Raw genomic sequence first — 15,966 nt, 5'->3', positions numbered from 1 at the left:
TACACTTGTTAATCATAGCCTGCTTACAAAAATCTTTAGAAAATTATTCGCTATTGAAAACCTTCTACACTTAAAGAAGAAGGTCTTCAACATATGATAACTTCTGCTTATAAGTTTTCGCGAGCTGCTTTTGCAGCTTCTACAAGCTTGATCAAGCTTTCTTTAGTTTCTTTGATTCCGCGAGTCTTCAAACCACAGTCAGGGTTGATCCATACTTTACCGCTTGGTACTTTAGCCAAGATTGCTTCGATAGTGTGGTCAATTTCACCGTCTTGTGGGACACGTGGTGAGTGGATATCGTAAACCCCAGGTCCAACTTCTGTTTGGAAGTTTTGAGCTTTAAGTTCATCCAAAATTTCAAGATTTGAACGACTAGCTTCAAATGAGATAACGTCTGCATCCAAGTTGTCGATGGCTGGAATGATATCTGTAAATTCTGAGTAACACATGTGAGTGTGGATTTGTGTATCAGGTGCTACGGTAGAGTGTACCAAGCGGAAGGCTGGAATTGCCCAGTCGAGGTAATCTTCATACCAGTCACTACGACGGAGTGGCAATTTTTCACGAAGAGCAGCTTCGTCAATTTGGATAATTTTAACGCCTGCAGCTTCAAGATCAAGCACTTCATCTTTGATTGCAAGAGCAATTTGAAGAGTTGAATCCTTGATAGAGATGTCTTCACGTGGGAATGACCAGTTAAGGATAGTAACAGGTCCAGTCAACATACCCTTAACAGGCTTGTCTGTACGGCTTTGTGCGTAGCTAGACCATTTCACAGTGATTGGGTTAAGACGAGTCACATCACCCCAAATGATTGGTGGTTTAACCCCACGCATACCGTATGATTGAACCCAACCATTTTTAGAGAAGAGGTAACCTGACAAGTTTTGACCGAAGTATTCAACCATGTCGTTACGTTCGAATTCACCGTGTACAAGTACGTCAAATCCAACTTCTTCTTGCCATTTAATCCATTCATCAGTGATTTCAGCAAGGAAAGCATCGTATTCTTCCTGAGACAATTCATTCTTACGGAAAGCCAAACGTTTAGCACGAACTTCCTTAGTTTGAGGGAATGAACCGATAGTTGTTGTTGGAAGCAATGGAAGTTTGAAAGCATCTTTTTGAATCGCTTCACGTTCTGCAAATGCTGGCAAACGAGTGTAATCAGCTTCAGTCAAGCCTGCAATACGGGCACGAAGTTCAGCATTTTCACCAACACGCTCAGTCGCGAAGAGTTCTTTGTTAGCAGCAAGGGCTTCTTCACCTTGACCATTACGGATAGCATCCAAATCACGCAATTCGTCTAATTTTTCAACTGCAAAGGCAAAGTGGTTCAAGATAGCTGGTTCAAATTCTTCGTTAGCAGTTGTAAATGGTACATGAAGGAGTGAGCAAGATGTTGTCAAAACAACATTTTCAGCTGGCACTTGTTCAAGAATTGCAAGACTCTTCTCGTAGTTGTTACGCCAGATATTTTTACCATTGACGATACCGGCATAGAGAGTCTTATCAGCTGGGAAACCACCTTTAACCAATTCAAGTGTTTTCTTACCTTCAACAAAGTCAAGACCAATACCGTCAACTGGCAAGTTCACAAGGTCATTGTAGATATCACGAACGTCACCAAAGTAAGTTTGGATCAAGACTTCAAGACCTTTTTTATCAGCCAAGAGTTTGTTGTAAAGGTTCAAGAAGAGAGCTTTTTCTTCAGCTGTCAAATCTTTAACAAGGGCTGGCTCATCGAGTTGAATACGAGTAGCTCCAAGCTCTGCCAAGTTTGCAAAGACTTCTTGGTAAGCTGCCACAAAGCTGTCTACAAAGTCTTCTGCTTTCACACCATCTTCAAAGTCAGATAATTGAAGGAAAGTAAATGGTCCAACTACAACTGGACGTGTGTTAAGACCCAATTCTTTAGCTTCTTGGAACTCATCAAAAATCTTGTGACCAGCAAGTTTAACTTCTGTTGTTTTTTCAAATTTAGGAACGATGTAATGGTAGTTAGTGTTAAACCATTTTTTCATTGGAAGGGCACGTACATCCCCTTTTTCACCTTGGTAACCACGCGCCAAAGCAAAGTAACGTTCAAGATCTGTCAAATCCAAGTTTTGAACTGAAGCAGGCACGACGTTGAAAAGGAAGGCCGCATCAAGGAAGTTATCGTAATGAGAAAAGTCATTTGAAGGAATTTCAGTAATACCTTTTTCTTTAACAATATTCCAGTGTTTTGCACGCAAATCTTTAGCAGCTGCTAAAAGTTCGTCTGCAGTAATTTCATTTCTAAAATATTTTTCTGTAGTAAATTTTAATTCTCGGAATTCACCCAAACGTGGGAAACCAATGATAGTAGTTGACATCTTGTGTCCTCCTCTTTGTTGTTGAATTAATCTTACCAAAGAAATAAATGTCTGTATAATTGTTATTAGTTTCCTATTTATATAGTTTTAAACTATACCCTATAAAATAAAGGCTTTCTAGTCTTGTTTTCTTATTTTAATTAGATATCGGTATAGCTAATAACTATATAGAGAGGTTATAAGGTTACTTTTATCAAAAAATCCCTAGACTTTTATCTAGAGATATACCTTACTTTTTCTTCTTTAATATTTAGTGATCAACTCATCTATGTTCACTATTGCGTAGTAAAGTCATAAAATAAGGTGTTTTAATCATAACTAAATCTTGATCGTGCTAATTACTCGTTCTTGAAGCCAAGAAGACGTATAGGACATGTTCTCACTGTTATAACTATTCCAAATAAAATATCCCAAAATCACCAAGACAACCAAGAAACATATTCCCAATACTGCTAACCAAATGATTTGCTTCTTTAAACTATTATACTCACTCATATAACCATTATAAAGTTTTATAAGCTCGTCTCTCTTTTTATTGCTTGACTCTTTTGCAATAGCAATCTCAAGCTCGTACATTTGATGTTTCCAAGAATTCCGCTTGGAAGTCACTTTTTTCAATTTTTTATTTGAAAGACTACTGTTACCTTTCTCAAATTTATTTTTGTTTGTCATATTTCCCTCTAAAATCTTCTTTTAGTCCATATCATTATAACATATGTAAAACTATCTGAAAAGTTCATTTTTTTGGCTAAAATTTTAAGAAAGAGAATTAAATCATGAAAAAGAACCAGAGGCTATCTTCTTATGTTATACTCTATGTATGCATAAGAAAACTGTTATTGATTTTAAGGAACTTGGTGTCAGACAAATCTTTACAGACACCATTAAAGAACTAAAAACAAAGGACATTAAGGAAGTTAAGCATCTTTTAGCTGAAGTCGAAGCCTATCAAAATCAAGGCTATTATGCAGTAGGTTATGTTTCCTATGAAGCTGCCCCTGCCTTCGAGACAAAATTTGAGGTTATTGATGACCCATTAATGTCCGAGTATCTCCTCTACTTCACTATTCATGAATCTGTTCAAACAGAGCCTATTCCACTTACTTATAAGCCAATTACCTTACCAAAAACTTGGCAAGAACTAACTTCAGCTGAGGAATATAAGGCTGCTATTGAGCATATACACCACCATATTCGTCAAGGTGACACCTACCAGGTCAATTATACCGTCCAACTTCAACAGAACATCACAGCAGATCCATTTGCCATCTACAACCGATTGGTTGTTGAGCAAAATGCACATTACAATGCCTTTATTCAACACGATGATGTTTCCATCATTTCCGTAAGTCCTGAACTCTTCTTTAAAAAAGATGGTGATGGATTGACCACACGTCCTATGAAAGGGACAACAAATCGTGGCTTGACAACTGAAACTGACCTCAAACAAGCACAATGGCTAGCTCAGGATCAGAAAAATCGTTCTGAAAATATGATGATTGTCGATCTTCTTAGAAATGACATGAATCGTATTTCAAAAATAGGAAGTGAAAATGTAAAAAGCCTTTGCATGGTTGAACAATACTCTACCATTTGGCAAATGACTTCGACTATTGAAACGCAACTCCTACCAAACAGCAGTTTAGGTGACATCTTCCAAGCTCTTTTTCCTTGTGGATCTATTACAGGAGCACCAAAAATAGCTACTATGGCAATTATTAAAGACGTCGAAAAACAAGCTCGAGGCGTCTATTGTGGAGCCATTGGTATTTTGCTACCTAATGGACCGACTATTTTCAACGTAGCCATCCGAACACTTCAAATGCAGGGAAACAAGGCTATATATGGAGTAGGCGGTGGAATCACCTGGGACAGCAAATGGGAAGCTGAATATGAAGAAACAAAGCAAAAGTCAGCTGTTCTATACCGTCAAAATCCTAAATTTGATCTTATCTCAACTGGACGAATTCATCGAGGTAAACTGCTCTTTCTTAAGGAACATCTCAATCGTCTACAAGAGTCCAGTCGCTACTTTTCTTATCCTTTCAATAAAGAAGAAGTTCAAAATCAAGTAGAAGATTTGTGTCAGTCCCTTGATTTTGACACAGACTATCGTTTAAAAATGTCCCTTGCCAAAAACGGTGAACTTACATTTGAACATAACCAATTAACAGGTTTAGCTGATGTTTTTTGTCAAGCAAGATTAGTTGAGCAAACACATCCTTTGGATAGCCCCTATACCTACTTTAAAACAAGTTATCGACCACACATTAGTTTAGAACCTCATGAGCAAATCTACTATAATCAGAAGAAAGAACTTTTAGAAACTTCTATCGGTAACCTTGTTCTTAAAATCGAGGACCAACTCTACACTCCACCTGTTCACCTCGGACTCTTAAACGGTATTTACAGACAAAGCCTCATTGCTAATAATCAAGTCACAGAGAGAGTTTTGACTCTAGATAATCTAAAACAAGCTCAAGCCATCTATGGCTGTAATGCTGTGAGAGGATTGTATGAGTTGAAGGTGGATATCTAAAATATGGATTTAAAAATAGAAATTTCATTTTCTAGAAATCAAGCACTGCCTCCCTTGGTAAAAAATCAACAATAAAGTATAATACTTACTGACAGTTATTAACATTATTGCTTCTATTAGGTTTTAAATTCTTAACAATCTAGAAAGGAAAAATACGTTTAATGAAAAAATTTCAAGGTTTGACTTCTACAGAAGTTCAAGCAAGTAAAAACGCTCATGGCGATAATAAGCTCTCTAGTAAAGAGGCTAACTCGCTTCTTTCAATTTTTATTGAAGCCTTCCAGGATCAATGGATTCTCATCCTCTTGGCTGCCTTAGGATTAAAAATCATCTTCAACTTTGTTGGAATGATTTTCCCTGCTATCGGTGAAGCCAATTGGTATGAGGCTATCTCACTAATCTTCGCCATTTTGATGTCTACAGGATTCTCAGCAGTCTCACAATACCGAAATGAGCAAAAATTCAACACTCTTCAAGAAGAGGCTTCAAAAACTAACGCTAAGGTTTATCGTGATGGTAAACTTAAAGAGGTTCTCGTTGATGATATTGTAAAAGGTGATCAGATTCTCCTTCAATCAGGAGATAAGATTCCAGTTGACGGTATCATCTTGGAAGGTGAGTTAAAAGTAAACCAAGCTGTCCTTAATGGTGAAAGTGAAGATGCTAAAAAACTTCCTCTTAGCAATCAAGCAGAGCCAGACTCTTCAGACCTCTTTACAGAGCTCAAAGTCTTCCGTGGTACAGTTGTTACTTCAGGTGAAGCCGTTATGGAAGCTACACAAATTGGTGATAATACCGTTCTAGGAAGCATCAATACTTCTCTTCAAGAAGATAGTAAAGATTCACCATCTAAAGAGAAACTTAACAAGCTTGCTGGTAATATCGGTGTCCTCGGTTATAGTGCGGGTGCTGCATATTCAGTGATCAACCTTGTATTAGGCTTTATTGCCCTTAATAAGGCTAATAACCTCAATGGTGGTTCAACCTTCCTTCTTATCATTGAAACAATTCTCTTTGCAGTTACAATCATCATCATGGCTGTTCCAGAAGGTCTGCCAATGATGTTGGCACTCGTTTCTTCAATGAACTCAGGTCGACTTTTAGCACAAAATATCTTGGTTCGCCATCCTGATACCATTGAAACGGCCGGATACATGAATATCCTCTTTAGTGATAAGACTGGTACCATCACAGAAGGTAAACTATCTGTAGTTGACTTCTTCCTTGCTGATGGAACACTTTATGCGGCTACTGGTGAAACTGATGCGCCTGATTTTGACACAATGTCAGATAGCCTTAAAGCCGAAATGATTAATGGTATCGGTCTTAACAACGATGCCATAGTAGCTGATGGCAGTGCTGTTGGTAGTAACGCCACTGACCGTGCACTCCTTGACTTCTTAATTGGTCGTTCTCAACTTGACTTCGATACGAATACAATTACTGAGAAGCAACAATTCAACTCAGCAACAAAATTCGCAAGTGTAACGACTAAGGACGGAAAAACTTACATCAAAGGTGCTCCAGAATTCATCCTAAATGACTGCAACTACTATCTTGATAAAAATGGTAATAAACTAAACTTTACAGATGATATTAAAGCTCGTTTTCAAGAGTTATCATTGGAACAAGCTAACCGTTCAATGCGTTTGCTTGCTATCCTCAATATAGATGGTAATGATAAAGTCTTGATTGGTATTGTATGTATCCGTGATAACGTTCGTTCTTCAATCAAACAAACTGTTGAAACAATGAACCGTGCGGGTGTTCAAGTAGTTATGGTAACTGGTGACCGTAAAGAAACCGCTGTTGCTATCGCTAAAGAAGCCGGTATCGTTACTGGAGAAAATGACCTTGTCCTTACTCACGATGAACTCTCTGCCCTCTCAGATCAAAAGCTTAAACAACAATTGCCTCACTTAAAAGTGGTAAGTCGTGCCCTTCCAATGGATAAAAAACGTCTTATTGAGGCAGCTCAAGACCTTGATATGGTCGCTGGTATGACAGGTGATGGGGTCAATGACTCGCCAGCCCTTAAATCAGCTGATGTTGGTTTCTCAATGGGTGATGGTACTGAAGTTGCTCGTGAAGCTTCAGATATCGTTATCTTAAATAACTCATTGACTTCTATTGAAAAAGCCGTCCTCTATGGACGTACTATGAGTAAATCAGTAAGTAAATTCATTATCTTCCAGTTAACCGTAAACGTGACGACTATTGCCATGTCACTTCTCTCACCACTTTTGGGCCTCAAAGAGCCATTCACAATCATCCAAATTCTTTGGATTAACCTTATCATGGACACACTTGCTGCCCTTGCCTTTGGTGAAGAGCCTACGCTAGATCGTTATATGAACGAAAAACCAGTTGCTAAGAAGGCAAACATTCTTACTGGCTATATGAAATCTGCTATCGGTGTAGCTAGTATCTTCATTACTGTCGTATGTTTGGCCATTCTCAAAAATGTTGTAGGTATCCAAGACTTTATCACAAATGGAACTGGTAACTTTGAAATGGTAACAACCTTTACATTTACCGTATTTATCTATGCTGTTATTTTCAACTCACTTAATACACGTAGTAATAGCTTCAATATTTTTGAACATATCGGTGAAAACAAGAAATTTTCAATCGTTATGATTTCTATTGCTGTTGTTCAAACGCTTATTATTCAATTTGGTGGAAAAGTATTTAGTACTGTTCCAATGAACATTCAACACTATATCATTGCTCTTCTTATTGCTGTATTGATTATACCAGCAGATTTCATTCGAAAAGCTCTAACTAAAAACAAATAAGATCTGTTTAAAGTATTGCAAATCTTCAAGGTAATAAAAAGGATTGGGTCTTACTCCCAATTCTTTTTCTCAATTTCTAAAGGTAACCTATGAAAAAATTATAAGAGTAATATTATTCTCTTATGACTCCATAACAAAAAAAGGCTTTCGAAAGCCTTTTTTGTGTGTTACTTAAACTGACTAGGAGTTCCTGTATATCCTGCCCAGTCCTTACTATAAAAGCGATCATTCAATTTATAGCTAGGCGCAGGTGTTGGGTTACTAACGAAAGGATCAACGGCCTTGTCAAAGGCTACCCAACCTTTCCAGCCCATATGTATGGTATCTTGCATAAAGTAAGGTTGATCGCCATCTTTTGAGAAGTCTGCAATATTGGTAAATCCTTGACTTTCCAATTGATAACGGATTTTAGAAACCGTAGCATCATACATTTCCTGATTAAGTCCAGTATAAGCCATCCACTTGCTATTAACAGGTGGAATAACAAAAATGACATTTGTATTTGACTTGGCAAATTGATTAAGAACCAACTGCAAATCACCATATTCTTGAGAAACTTCATAGGAAAGATTTTTCTGGAAACCTTTAAGTTTACCAATTTTCTTAGATAAGCGTTTCTTATAAAAACGGTCATCAATCCCAAAGTCATTTGATTTGGTATGTGCTTCTGCATCTCTTACAGCAACCTGATCAAGGGCATCATAAGAGAATTGGTCTGGTAACTCTTTAAGATAAGGAAGAACCTTTTTGTCATAATTAGCGTTATTTAACGCTACTAAAGGACTAAATAAGCTATCTTCTCGCTTATTTAGCTCTGCCATGAATTGAATGTAGGTTTTATCGACAGTATTGAGATCTTGTCCTTTAGCCACTTTAGAAAGTTGAGATTTCATCGTTATCTTAGGTTTTATCTCTAAGATACGTTCAGCAGCATACTGTGAATTTGCATCCGTCTGATTTTGACTTAAGAAACTACTAAGTTGGTCGTTATTGAAGAACTGCTGAAAAGCTGCAGAGTTATAACCCTTTTTAGTGAACCATTGCGGAGACAAGACGTACACAGCTGTACCGTTTTGTAATTCTGGAAGCATTTGTTGCATCCCCAAATATTGATTTAGAGAGGCTGCCCCACGTTGTCCAATAAAGTATGGGCGATAGTTACGGTCGTATTTTTCTGCTAAAACAGCCGGATGAAGGGCATCAAAACGTAACCACTCACTAGACCCAAAGTAAGGTACAAAACGATGATTCTGGTCTGAAAGAGCGGTAGTTTTATTCGTCCGACTCTTAAAGTTTTCATTCGTCAGCGTTACTGCGCTACGTTTTTCAGCTTCATAACTATATTTTCTACCTTGTGGGTAGGCATATATAACTACTACTACCAAGACCAAGGCACAAATTACTGGACCAAAAATCTGCCATAAACGCTTAAGCATTGCGAAGCTCCGTTACCCCTTCAACAATCTTATTAGCTGTGTTCCAATCATCACGACCAAATTCTGAAACTGGAACACGGATATCAAAACGTGACTCCAATTCAACGATAAGTTCAACTGTTCCCATTGAATCAAGAACACCAGCATCGAAAAGGTCTTCATCCATCATGTCTGATACATCTTCCATGAAGAGCTCATCAATAATTTCAATAACTTCTGATTTTACATCCATTTTTAAAATTCCTTTACTTATTTTTTAGTGAACCAGAGATCATTCAAGAATCCAGAGAAAATCAAGAATGATAACATAACTGTATTAAATGTGATAAAGATTCCCAAAGCCTTGGTCCATTTATTTTCTGGAAGAGGCTTAAGTCCTGCTTTTTTACGCTCTTTATTAATGGTCTTCTTCTTACGCAACCAGGCATCATTAATTCCTAGCCCAACTCCATGGAAAATACCATAGGCAATATAGTACCAAGTAACCCCATGCCAGAATCCCATTACCATCATATTGAGAACATAGGCCACGTTTGATGTGGTATTACGATTTTTAAAAACCTTATTCCTCATCAAAACCATAACCATACGCATAAAGACAAAGTCACGGAACCAGAAAGACAAACTCATATGCCAACGGTTCCAAAATTCTTTCAAATCACGTGAAATAAAAGGCTTGTCAAAGTTGATTGGGCTCTTAATCCCCATGAGATTAGACGCTGCGAGGGCAAACATGGAGTAGCCCGCAAAATCAAAGAAGAGATCAAAACCATAAACATACATGACACCAAGCGTTGGTAGATTAAAGATACCGCCTTGGCTCAAGGCTTGTGCTTTTAATGGTGGTAAAAGCATACTTCCAAAAATCTGAGCCAAAACAAACTTATAGAGAAAACCAAGCATAATATATTTTACAGCTTGCTCTAACATGTTCATCAACTCATCACGCTCAGGAATAGCTTGATAGTCATCATTAAAGCGTTTGAAGCGATCAATAGGACCACTTGTGAAGGTCGGCATAAAGAGCATGAAGCGGAGGAATTCCCCTAGTGTGAACTCTTTAAGCACTCCATCACGCATCTCGATAATCATCCCTACTGCACGGAAAGTGAGGTAAGAAATACCAAGGAAGTTAAAAAGCGACTGGTTACCATTAATAGCTGGCTCTACTTTAACAAAAATCAAAGGTAAAACCACAAGAAACGAGTGTAGGTAAAATACCCATTTATTATCCTTTTGACTGCGATAACGTTTGTATGAGTATACCCAGATGATTTGCCAAATAATATAAAAGAGTAAGGCTAGTAATTGACTAGCATGTGTTCCTGTCAGAGCAAGAACAATAAAGGCTAGACTTACCAAACATTCATAAATCGCAAAACGCTTTTTAAAGAAGAGGCCCACAAAGATTGGCAATAGAGCTATCCCAAGATAGATGAAATAGAAAGGATTACCATAGGCTTCTAAATGGGGAAGCTGTTTCAAGAAGTCTATCATCGGTTGTTAACCTCACTGATAAGCCCCTTGATATCAATTTTCCCATTTGGTGTTAAAGGCAAGCTCTCACGATAGAGGAACTTAGTAGGCATCATGTAAGACATCATGATATCTTCTAAGTCAGCCTTAATAGCCTTAGTAATATCAATGTCACGTTCAAACTGCTCACGAACACCATCCTTAAGAATCACATAAGCCAATAGATTCTGAACCTTATGGTCTTTATTGTAACGTGGCACAGCTACTGCTGAATCAATATACTTAGACTTATTAAGGTTTTGTGAAACATCCTCTAACTCAATACGGAAACCATTAAATTTAATCTGGAAGTCCATGCGTCCGCCGTAAAGAAGTAGACCCTCATCAGTCATCGTTCCTACATCACCAGTATGGTAGGCAGGAAGTCCATTAAACTCAAAGAAGGCTTCCGCAGTCTTCTCAGGATTATTCATATAGCCTTTTGAAACTGCTGGACCTGAGACGATAATTTCTCCCTGCTGACCATTTGGAAGGATATTACCATCTTCATCGATAATATAAGTCGGTGAATCTTCCTTGGTATAACCAATCGGCAAACGCTTAAGGTTAGCCAGCATCTCATCAGTTACTGCTACTGCTGATAAGGCTACAGTTGCTTCAGTTGGTCCGTAAGCATTGATAATACGTGCTTCTGGGAAACGTTGGCGAAGCTTTTGAGCAGTCTTGACAGTCAACTCTTCTCCGTCAAAATAAAAATGCGTAATTTCTGGCATCTTCTCTGCATTGAAGTCTTCAGACAACATTGCCATATCTGCAAATGATGGCGTCGATGTCCAAATAGCAATTGGAAGGGAGAAGATCGTTTCAAAGAGCTTCTTGAAATCCTGTGTAATGGCTGAAGGAAGCGCATAGAGTGTTCCTCCAAGTGCCAACGTAGGTGCCCAGTACATTACTGATAAGTCAAATGAATAAGGCGGTTGAGCCAGCATTTGTGGACGTGTTGGAGTCGCAAATTCCTTGTCCGTAATCATCCAGTTAGTGAAACTAAGGAGATTATTGTGTGAAATTTGTACCCCTTTAGGCTTACCTGTAGTTCCTGATGTAAAGATGATGTAATAAGTATCATCGCCCTTAACAGGATGAGTCACTTCGTAGCTAGTTTTACTTTCAAAAGCTATCTTCACCTGGTCCAGTGTCAAGATTGGTGTTTGGACATCCTCAAGTGGGAAATCATTAATAGCAATAATCAGACTAGGCTCTGCTACTTCAACAATTGCCGTCACGCGCTCAAGAGCTGAGTGACTATCAATTGGAATATAAGAGTGACCAGATTTAGTCAAAGCGACAAAAGTTGCCAACATTTCATACTCTTGACCACCATAAACCACAACAGGTGATTTTTCTGGAATATCGAGACTATCAATCTTGGCAGCTAGGTTATCCGAAGCAGCTTTTAAGTCACCGTAAGTGTGAACTTCCCCTAAAATATTGTAAACAGGAAAGTCAGGTTGTGATTGAGCAAACTGCTCAATCGTTTCAATCATATCTTTAATTTTTGTATTCGTCATTATTCTTCCTAAAATTCGTTATAGATAAAATTACCTTGACCTTGTCCTAGGTAATTGTAGAGATAAATTAGGGCCATAAAAATGGCGAAATAAAGCAAGGTTTGTCCTAAAAATACTAGGACGTTTTTGTGTTTTAACATTCTAATTTTCGATACCTTTTTTATATAATATCCTCTCTAGTTTACCATCTTATCTCCATTTTTTCCAATAAAAAAGAAAAAATAACTAAATTTCATTTCTTTTTCATCAATAGGTTTTAGCGATAAATGGTTAGCTGAAATGTTAAAAAAACAGAGCCTAAAAGCTCTGTTTTTTTAACTATTTTGTGTCTTTTGGGCTGTCTGCATTCGATAGTACATTCCCTTAGCTTGCATCAGTTGTTCATGGGTTCCATATTCAACGATATCCCCATTATTCATGACCAAAATAAGGTCCGCATTTTCAATGGTAGATAATCGATGGGCAATGATGAAACTTGTTCGACCTTTCATTAATTTAGCGAAGGCCTCTTGAATGAGAAGCTCTGTACGGGTATCGATACTAGAAGTCGCTTCATCCAAGATTAAGATTTTAGGCACATTGACAAATATGCGAGCAATGGTCAAAAGCTGACGTTGTCCTTGTGAAAGAGATTGCCCTGCATCTTTTAAGAAAGTGTCATAGCCTTGAGGTAATTGTTTAATAAAGAAATCAGCATTAGCTGCTTTGGCTGCTGCAACTACTTCCTCTCGACTAGCTTTTGGATTACCATAAGCAATATTATCATGGATAGTGGCGACCTCAAGCCAAGTTTCCTGCAAGACCATCCCAATCTGCTTGCGAAGACTCTCACGGGTATAATCCGTAATAGGTCGACCGTCCAGCAAAATTTGTCCCTTGTCCAAGTCATAAAAACGCATAAGAAGATTAATCAAAGTAGATTTTCCTGCTCCTGTTGGGCCAACAATAGCAACGGTACTAGCAGCAGGAATATCAATACTCAAATCCTTGATAAGAGGTTTATTATGCAAATAGCCAAATTGAACATGGTCAAATTGAAAATGTCCCTGAACATCATCTTCTTCTAAAACCGCATTACCCGTTTCTGGTATTTCATTTTCATCTAAAATCATATAAAGGCGATCAGCACAGGCTAAAGCACTTTGAAGTTCGGATAGGACAGATGATATGTCATTAAAAGGTTTGGTATACTGAGTGACATAGTTTAGGAACGTAGTCAATTGTCCCACTGTAAATGTGCCACCCGACATAATGCGATAGGCCCCAACACCTGCAATGAGAGCGTAAATCAGACTATTAACAAAACGTGTAGCTGGGTTAACCGCAGACGAGTAAAAGATAGCACCCTGTGAATAGTTAGCATACTTACCATTAACCTCTTTAAAATTGCTAACCATCTGGTCTTGAGCATTTAGACTTTGTACCAGAGCTTCCTGAGTCAGACTTTCCTCAATCAGCTGAGTCTGTGTACCTCTCCACTTGGTTTGGTTGCGATAGAGTTGATAACTCTTCCTAGCAATAAAACGAGCCACAAGCATTGATAGAGGCGTCATCACTAGAACTAAGAGCATCATGAGCCAGTCTAAGCGACTCATGGTAATGATTATGACAAAGATAGTCAAAAGTCCAACGAAAAATTGATTAAAGACCATAAGAAGTCCATTATTCAATTGGTCACTATCTGTAGTCACACGGCTAACTATATCTCCAGTTCCTTGACGGTCAAGGTAACTGAGAGGCATAGCATGGATTTTCATCATGACTCGTTCACGTAAACTTTCGCTGTAGGAATAAATCAATCTATTATAAATCAAAGGGTTAAGCCACTGGATTGCACTATTAGCTAAGATAACCAAAAGCATCTGCCAAATCAAACGTGACATCAAAAGAACGGCATTCATCTTAAGAACAGCATCCACTGCATCACCAATTAAGATAGGTAAGTAAACCGTTAAGGCAACTTGAATAATGGTCCCAACAGTTGCTAAGGCAAAGAGGTAACGTTGACTTAAGATATCTCTACTTAAACGTTTAAGCGTTGATTTGTTATTTCTAGCCTTCATCAGCGACCTCCTTTTGGTGTTGAGAATAATGAATGTCTTGATAGAGTTTATTAGTAGCAAGCAATTCTTCATGATTACCCAGGCCAACTTGGTGTCCCTTATCAAGTACCAAAATTTGATCAACAGCTTTTAGGCTATTTGTTCTTTGCGAAATAATAATCAAACTAGTTGATTTAAGATTTTCTCTGATAGCCGCTAATAGACGGCTTTCAGTCAAGTAATCTAAAGCTGAGGTCGAATCATCCAAAATTAAGAAAGGGGCTGGTCGCATCAAAGCACGCGCAATAGTCAGACGCTGACGCTGACCACCCGAAAAATTACGGCCAAACGACTCAACTGGCTCATCTAAACCAAGGTCCTTTTCTCTTACAAAATCAGCAGCCTGAGCCATGTCAAGAGCATGCCACAATTCTTGATCACTTGGTTCGTAATCAAGTCCTAATGACAAGTTTGAACGAATGGTTCCCCTAAACAACTCAGCTTTCTGTGGGACATAAGCAATCCAAGACCGCCACTCTTTAAGATTATTCGGCGACAACTGATTTTTAAAGATAGTCAAACTACCAAACTGAGGTTGATAAAGATTCATAATTAAATTGACCAAGGTCGATTTCCCCGAACCTGTACCCCCAATAATCCCCAGAGACTCGCCTTCAAAAGTCTTAAAGTCGATTTCTTGTAGCGATGGTTGACTAGCTGTAGGATAAGTAAAAGTCATCTTGTCAATTTCAAGGGCTATGATTGGTTGATTGGGTTTCTTTATTATTAAAGGCGCTTCAATGTCCTCATCTTGGAGTTCAAAAATAGCTTGTACACGTTTCGCTGAAATAGAGCTTTGGTTGAGATTACTCAACATCATGGCTAATTTAAGAAGCTCCGTCAAAATTTGCAAGAGATAATTGACCAGAGCAATCAGCATACCTTGAGACAAAAGGCCACCTTGAATTTGCAGATTTCCTTGCCAAAGGATAGCAATCAAGGTCATATTAACAACCAAGAAAGTCAAAGGACTAATGAGACTTGCTATCACTCCTGTTTTGAGCTGCCACTTCTTCAAGTCTTTATTGACAGCGGTAAAGTTGTCTAATTCACGCTCACTCTGATCAAAAGCCCGAATAACCCTCATACCTTCAAGTTGTTGACGCGTATTGGTAACAATTGATTCATTAATTACTCGAATCTTGGCATATAGAGGATTGACGATGCGACTAGCTAGTACAATAATAAGTGTCAATACCAAGACCATTCCAAGAAACCATAAGGTTAAACGCGGGCTGATACGGAATGCCATAATAATGGCTCCCGTCACAATGATTGGTGCCCTCAAAAAGAGCCTCAAAAATTGATTGATACCCGTTTGAATTTGAAAGGTATCACCAGTCAAACGTGTCACCAAACTTGACGTTCCAATCTCATCCCGCTTTTCCTTTGATAAACGCATGATTTTCGCATACAAATCATCGGTTAAACCTTGGGCATAGCCAACTGCTGCTCTGGATGAAAAATACTGTGCTGAAATAGCAACGACAACCCCAATAACGGCAAGTCCGAACAAGAGAAAAATCATCATAAACAGATGATTTTGGTCTTTATTTGGAATAGTTGTGTCGACAATTCCAGCAATCACTAGAGGGACCAAGAGTTCGAAACTGGCTTCGATTAATTTAAAAACGGGTCCCAGGATACTATCTTTAACGTATCCTTTAAAATAAACTAATAATGCTTTCAT

At 38.2% G+C, this 15,966-nt stretch carries 11 protein-coding genes; 2 read left to right on the top strand and 9 right to left on the bottom strand.

Annotation, left to right across the window (positions count from 1 at the left end; all coding sequences use genetic code 11):
* Positions 1-107 precede the first annotated feature (107 nt).
* Both metE and EL076_RS04060 read right to left on the bottom strand, forming a co-directional pair.
* Entirely contained in the window at positions 108-2,357 is a 2,250-nt protein-coding gene (gene metE, locus EL076_RS04065; protein ID WP_003097411.1) for a 5-methyltetrahydropteroyltriglutamate--homocysteine S-methyltransferase, read from the bottom strand.
* 318 nt (positions 2,358-2,675) lie between these two features.
* Positions 2,676-3,029 carry a hypothetical protein gene (locus EL076_RS04060; RefSeq protein WP_003093771.1) on the bottom strand — a complete coding sequence of 118 codons (354 nt, stop codon included), beginning with the start codon at positions 3,027-3,029 and terminating at the stop codon, positions 2,676-2,678.
* Positions 3,030-3,177: 148 nt separating this feature from the next.
* Between EL076_RS04060 and pabB the strand changes: the two genes are divergently transcribed.
* Both pabB and EL076_RS04050 read left to right on the top strand, forming a co-directional pair.
* On the top strand, positions 3,178-4,896 hold the full coding sequence (gene pabB / locus EL076_RS04055) for an aminodeoxychorismate synthase component I (RefSeq protein ID WP_126429346.1): 1,719 nt from the start codon (positions 3,178-3,180) through the stop codon (positions 4,894-4,896).
* A 161-nt stretch (positions 4,897-5,057) separates the two neighbouring features.
* Positions 5,058-7,694 carry a calcium-translocating P-type ATPase, PMCA-type gene (locus EL076_RS04050; protein ID WP_126429344.1) on the top strand — a complete coding sequence of 879 codons (2,637 nt, stop codon included), beginning with the start codon at positions 5,058-5,060 and terminating at the stop codon, positions 7,692-7,694.
* A 167-nt stretch (positions 7,695-7,861) separates the two neighbouring features.
* Here the strand turns inward: EL076_RS04050 and dltD are convergent, their stop codons facing one another.
* The 7 genes from dltD to EL076_RS04015 all read right to left on the bottom strand — a co-directional run bounded on the left by dltD (position 7,862) and on the right by EL076_RS04015 (position 15,966).
* The gene (dltD, locus tag EL076_RS04045) at positions 7,862-9,130 is read right to left on the bottom strand and encodes a D-alanyl-lipoteichoic acid biosynthesis protein DltD (protein WP_003094418.1); all 1,269 of its coding nucleotides are present in this window, start codon (positions 9,128-9,130) and stop codon (positions 7,862-7,864) included.
* Positions 9,123-9,362, bottom strand: a complete 240-nt coding sequence (gene dltC, locus EL076_RS04040; RefSeq protein ID WP_002891149.1) for a D-alanine--poly(phosphoribitol) ligase subunit DltC — start codon at positions 9,360-9,362, stop codon at positions 9,123-9,125. Before dltC ends, dltD begins: the two co-directional genes overlap by 8 nt.
* 17 nt (positions 9,363-9,379) lie before the next feature.
* Positions 9,380-10,627, bottom strand: a complete 1,248-nt coding sequence (gene dltB, locus EL076_RS04035) for a D-alanyl-lipoteichoic acid biosynthesis protein DltB (RefSeq protein ID WP_126429341.1) — start codon at positions 10,625-10,627, stop codon at positions 9,380-9,382.
* Positions 10,624-12,174: a D-alanine--poly(phosphoribitol) ligase subunit DltA gene (dltA, locus tag EL076_RS04030; protein ID WP_003094058.1), complete on the bottom strand. Its 1,551-nt coding sequence runs from the start codon at positions 12,172-12,174 to the stop codon at positions 10,624-10,626. Before dltA ends, dltB begins: the two co-directional genes overlap by 4 nt.
* 8 nt (positions 12,175-12,182) lie before the next feature.
* On the bottom strand, positions 12,183-12,314 hold the full coding sequence (locus tag EL076_RS04025; protein WP_002885174.1) for a teichoic acid D-Ala incorporation-associated protein DltX: 132 nt from the start codon (positions 12,312-12,314) through the stop codon (positions 12,183-12,185).
* A gap of 174 nt (positions 12,315-12,488) precedes the next feature.
* Complete coding sequence (locus EL076_RS04020) at positions 12,489-14,237, bottom strand: ABC transporter ATP-binding protein (RefSeq protein WP_048788206.1); 1,749 nt, start codon at positions 14,235-14,237, stop codon at positions 12,489-12,491.
* Entirely contained in the window at positions 14,227-15,966 is a 1,740-nt protein-coding gene (locus EL076_RS04015; protein ID WP_126429339.1) for an ABC transporter ATP-binding protein, read from the bottom strand. The genes EL076_RS04020 and EL076_RS04015 overlap by 11 nt, the downstream gene beginning before the upstream one ends.

Origin of the sequence: Streptococcus vestibularis, assembly GCF_900636445.1 — a bacterium.
Lineage (GTDB): Bacteria > Bacillota > Bacilli > Lactobacillales > Streptococcaceae > Streptococcus > Streptococcus vestibularis.
This window is presented reverse-complemented; position numbering and strand designations above follow the sequence as displayed.

Bases quoted from the DNA above. Each gene is read 5' to 3' on its own strand.
- metE (WP_003097411.1), bottom strand. From the start codon at position 2,357: ATGTCAACTACTATCATTGGTTTCCCACGTTTGGGTGAATTCCGAGAA.
- EL076_RS04060 (WP_003093771.1), bottom strand. From the start codon at position 3,029: ATGACAAACAAAAATAAATTTGAGAAAGGTAACAGTAGTCTTTCAAAT.
- pabB (WP_126429346.1), top strand. From the start codon at position 3,178: ATGCATAAGAAAACTGTTATTGATTTTAAGGAACTTGGTGTCAGACAA.
- EL076_RS04050 (WP_126429344.1), top strand. From the start codon at position 5,058: ATGAAAAAATTTCAAGGTTTGACTTCTACAGAAGTTCAAGCAAGTAAA.
- dltD (WP_003094418.1), bottom strand. From the start codon at position 9,130: ATGCTTAAGCGTTTATGGCAGATTTTTGGTCCAGTAATTTGTGCCTTG.
- dltC (WP_002891149.1), bottom strand. From the start codon at position 9,362: ATGGATGTAAAATCAGAAGTTATTGAAATTATTGATGAGCTCTTCATG.
- dltB (WP_126429341.1), bottom strand. From the start codon at position 10,627: ATGATAGACTTCTTGAAACAGCTTCCCCATTTAGAAGCCTATGGTAAT.
- dltA (WP_003094058.1), bottom strand. From the start codon at position 12,174: ATGACGAATACAAAAATTAAAGATATGATTGAAACGATTGAGCAGTTT.
- EL076_RS04025 (WP_002885174.1), bottom strand. From the start codon at position 12,314: ATGTTAAAACACAAAAACGTCCTAGTATTTTTAGGACAAACCTTGCTT.
- EL076_RS04020 (WP_048788206.1), bottom strand. From the start codon at position 14,237: ATGAAGGCTAGAAATAACAAATCAACGCTTAAACGTTTAAGTAGAGAT.
- EL076_RS04015 (WP_126429339.1), bottom strand. From the start codon at position 15,966: ATGAAAGCATTATTAGTTTATTTTAAAGGATACGTTAAAGATAGTATC.